The organism is Acidisoma sp., assembly GCF_035492295.1.
Lineage (GTDB): Bacteria > Pseudomonadota > Alphaproteobacteria > Acetobacterales > Acetobacteraceae > Acidisoma.
Genome location: NZ_DATJJK010000027.1, coordinates 1 through 2,990 on the forward strand (window position 1 = coordinate 1; position 2,990 = coordinate 2,990).

Genomic DNA, 2,990 nt, shown 5'->3' on the forward strand with positions numbered 1-2,990 from the left:
GGACGAACAAGGTGACGCCGCCGATTGAACCGCGCGGATCAGGGACCTTCGCCCGTCCTGACGGAGGCCATCGCTTCGAATACGCCGTCGCGCCGCACGAGAGCATGAAACAACGCCGCAGCCAGATGGAGCAGGATCAAGGCGAAGAACAGAAAAGCCAGATAGCGATGGGCATCCCACAGGAGGGTGTGCAGGCTGTCGCTTTGCGGAAGAATGGCCGGCAGATACAGATTGCCAACGAGCGAGACGGGATAGGCGGCGGCGGAGAGCATGCCCCAACCAAGAAGGGGCATGATGATCATCAGCCCGTAGAAGATGATGTGCGACAGATGTGCCGCGAGCTTCATGGGTTCTGGCATGTCGCGCGGCAGGGCGGGTGCGCCGTATCGAAACCGAACGCCGAGGCGGATCAGCGCGAGAACCAGGATCGCGATTCCCAAAGGCTTGTGAATGGAAACCAGGGTCAGATATCGGGTCGAGAGCGTCGAGACCATGCCGACGCCAATGAACAGCATGGCAATGATGCAGACAGCCATAAACCAGTGAAGCAGGCGCTGCAGCACGGTGAACCTTTGACGGCCTATGGTCATTGCGTGCCTCCCTGTGACGTGCGCGGATAGTCCGCGGCTTCTGCCGTTCGCCGATCGTACGAGACGGCGTAGGCAGCGGATCGTGCTGCGGGGAAAGGATCATTCGATGTCGCCATGCCGGGCGGCAGAACCGTCGGGTCGAAATTGATATCACGACAGGGGCCGTTCGCTTCGGGCTCGATCTTCTGCACGGTCAGCGTGCCGACGGGAACCGTGCGGCGGTCGGCGGGCCATGCCTTGCTGGGATCTGCGGTGGGATCGCCGGGATTGGAGATCGTCACGACCATCGTCCAGCTTTGCGGTGCCTTGCCGACACGGGCGGAAATCTCGGATTCCAAATAGTCGGGGCCACGCTTGGCCAGCTCATCCGGTGTTATCGCAACGGGTGGCGCGCTCGGGATCAGCGACCAGCGCACGATGCTCGACTGGCCGGACGCGTTGGTAAAGGTGAAGCTGTCCAGACTGTTGAAGCGGTCCTCCGCGTAGCTGCCGGTCCAGGGTGAAGTCGTCGCCCATTTGAGGAAATTGGAGAATTCAGGATGGGCGGCGACGAAGTTCTTCATCGCATCTGGTGCCTTGCTTCCGGACGCGCGAAGCAGATCGTAAAATCCCTGCGGGGTGGAGACGGGAAAGATCGGTGCCGTGATCATGGCACTTCGCCAAATATCGGCTGAAGAGCTGCCGATCTGCAGGCCCATGCCGCGCACTCGGACCGTGGCATCGGCCGCATTCGCGTCCGACGTCGCCAGATTGAAACGACCGAGTGCCGGATATTGGCCGGGCGCTAAGACGCGCGCGGCCGAGAGTGCGGTACCTGCGCCGTTGGACGTGAAGGTTCCGGTGAAGCAGATGCCTTTCGCATGGTTGCGCCGGTGACCCAGTGCGGGGCCGCCGGGAGGTGCGAGGGCGTTCACGACTTTGGCCGGGGTCAATCGGCCGGGGGACAGCCACCCGGCAGTAAAGCCGAACGCCGCGGCACTGATGCCGACAACCGCCGCAATGACGATGAAAGGTCCTATAGGCAGTCGAGAAAGTGGCGGGCGAGTTGGTGGCATTCAGTCCTCGCTTAATCCTGTGTCGCTCAAGGCGCAGGAAGTTTTCTCCTTGGCCAGCGGATCATGCGCCTCGGCAGGATTTCAGTGAAGGGAAAATTGTTACTGTGCTGGTGGGCCTCCGACCTGAATGCCCGGCAGTCCTTCAAGCAATCCGGAGCGCCTCACACATAAAGCGCGGCCATGGCGCGCCACGCGCTGCCGCGATGGGCGCGACCGTCCCAGACATGGAGCTGGTGCCGCACGTTCATCTCGCCGAGCAGGCGGTGGAGGTGGACATTATTGTCGAGAAAAGGGTCATCCCGGCCGACCGTCAGCACGATATCGAGCGCGCGCAATTTCTCCAGCCGCCAGTCACAGCCGAGATTGGGCAGGAAATGCGTCGGCGTATGGAAATAGATATCCTCACCGTAATAGCCGTCGAAGAGATCGCCAAAGTTCTCGACCTGCAAGGTGAGGTCATAGCGGCCGGAGAAAGCGGCGAGCTTGCGGAACAGATGGGGATGGCGGAACACCAGGCTCGCGGCCTGGAAGGCGCCGAGGCTGCAGCCCATGGCGATCGTGCAGTCATGCCCATTCATCCAGGCCATGAGCGGCAGCACTTCGTACAGGATATAGTCCTCGAAGGCGGCGTGGCGGCGGATGCGATCTGCCGGCGGACGCCCCCGGTCGTAGAACGTTTCCCGCGCCAGGCCTTCGATGCAATAGAGCTGCAGATGCCCGGCCGTGACCTTGTCGGCCAGCGCATTCACGACGTTGAGTTGCTCATATTCCCAGAAGCGTCCGTCTCGCGTCGGGAACATGAGCACTTTCGCGCCGGCATGGCCGAAGATCAGCAGTTCCATCTCTCGCTGCAGCCGGTGGCTGTACCACCGCCGATACTCTCGCCTCATCTTGCCCCGAAGAACGTCCTGACCTTGTCCGCGAGACGCGCGTGCTGCGTCTCCATGCCAGGATAGTCGGAGTGGCCTGCGTCCAGCACGAAGGTTTCGTGATGATCTGTCTCGGTCCGGGCTTGGGCGACCGAGAACTGGCAGGGTGGGGCGACGGCCGGATCGAAGCGCGCGACTGCGAAAAGCATCGGTATTTTGATGCGCGCGGCGGCGGTGGCGGCATCGAAAAAGCGCAGCCTCTCCCTCACCTCCGGGTGCTGGGCCGCATAGGCCTGGACGGCGCGGGCGCTGCCGACGGTGGGCAGGCTCAGCCACAGCGGCATATTGCCGAAGGTCGGCACGGTGAGGTGGCCACGGTCGATGCGCTCGTCGAAAGCCAGGGCCAGCGCGCCGATGCCGCCGCCGAGGCTGATGCCGCTGTAGCCGATGCGCCCCTCAATCTCAGGGTAGAGCCC

General features: G+C 62.8%; 4 protein-coding genes. All 4 read right to left on the bottom strand.

All coding sequences use genetic code 11. The annotated features are described in order from the left end of the window. Positions 1 to 38 precede the first annotated feature (38 nt). The gene (locus VL752_RS02165) at positions 39 to 590 is read right to left on the bottom strand and encodes a cytochrome b (protein ID WP_325352092.1); all 552 of its coding nucleotides are present in this window, start codon (positions 588 to 590) and stop codon (positions 39 to 41) included. Then, positions 587 to 1,504: a catalase family peroxidase gene (locus VL752_RS02170; RefSeq protein ID WP_325352093.1), complete on the bottom strand. Its 918-nt coding sequence runs from the start codon at positions 1,502 to 1,504 to the stop codon at positions 587 to 589. The genes VL752_RS02165 and VL752_RS02170 overlap by 4 nt, the downstream gene beginning before the upstream one ends. A 302-nt stretch (positions 1,505 to 1,806) precedes the next feature. After that, positions 1,807 to 2,535 carry an esterase family protein gene (locus tag VL752_RS02175; protein ID WP_325352094.1) on the bottom strand — a complete coding sequence of 243 codons (729 nt, stop codon included), beginning with the start codon at positions 2,533 to 2,535 and terminating at the stop codon, positions 1,807 to 1,809. After that, on the bottom strand, positions 2,532 to 2,990 hold a 459-nt coding region (locus VL752_RS02180; protein ID WP_325352095.1), incomplete at its 5' end, for an acetylxylan esterase. The genes VL752_RS02175 and VL752_RS02180, both read right to left, overlap by 4 nt.

Bases quoted from the DNA above. Each gene is read 5' to 3' on its own strand.
- VL752_RS02175 (WP_325352094.1), bottom strand. From the start codon at position 2,535: ATGAGGCGAGAGTATCGGCGGTGGTACAGCCACCGGCTGCAGCGAGAG.
- VL752_RS02165 (WP_325352092.1), bottom strand. From the start codon at position 590: ATGACCATAGGCCGTCAAAGGTTCACCGTGCTGCAGCGCCTGCTTCAC.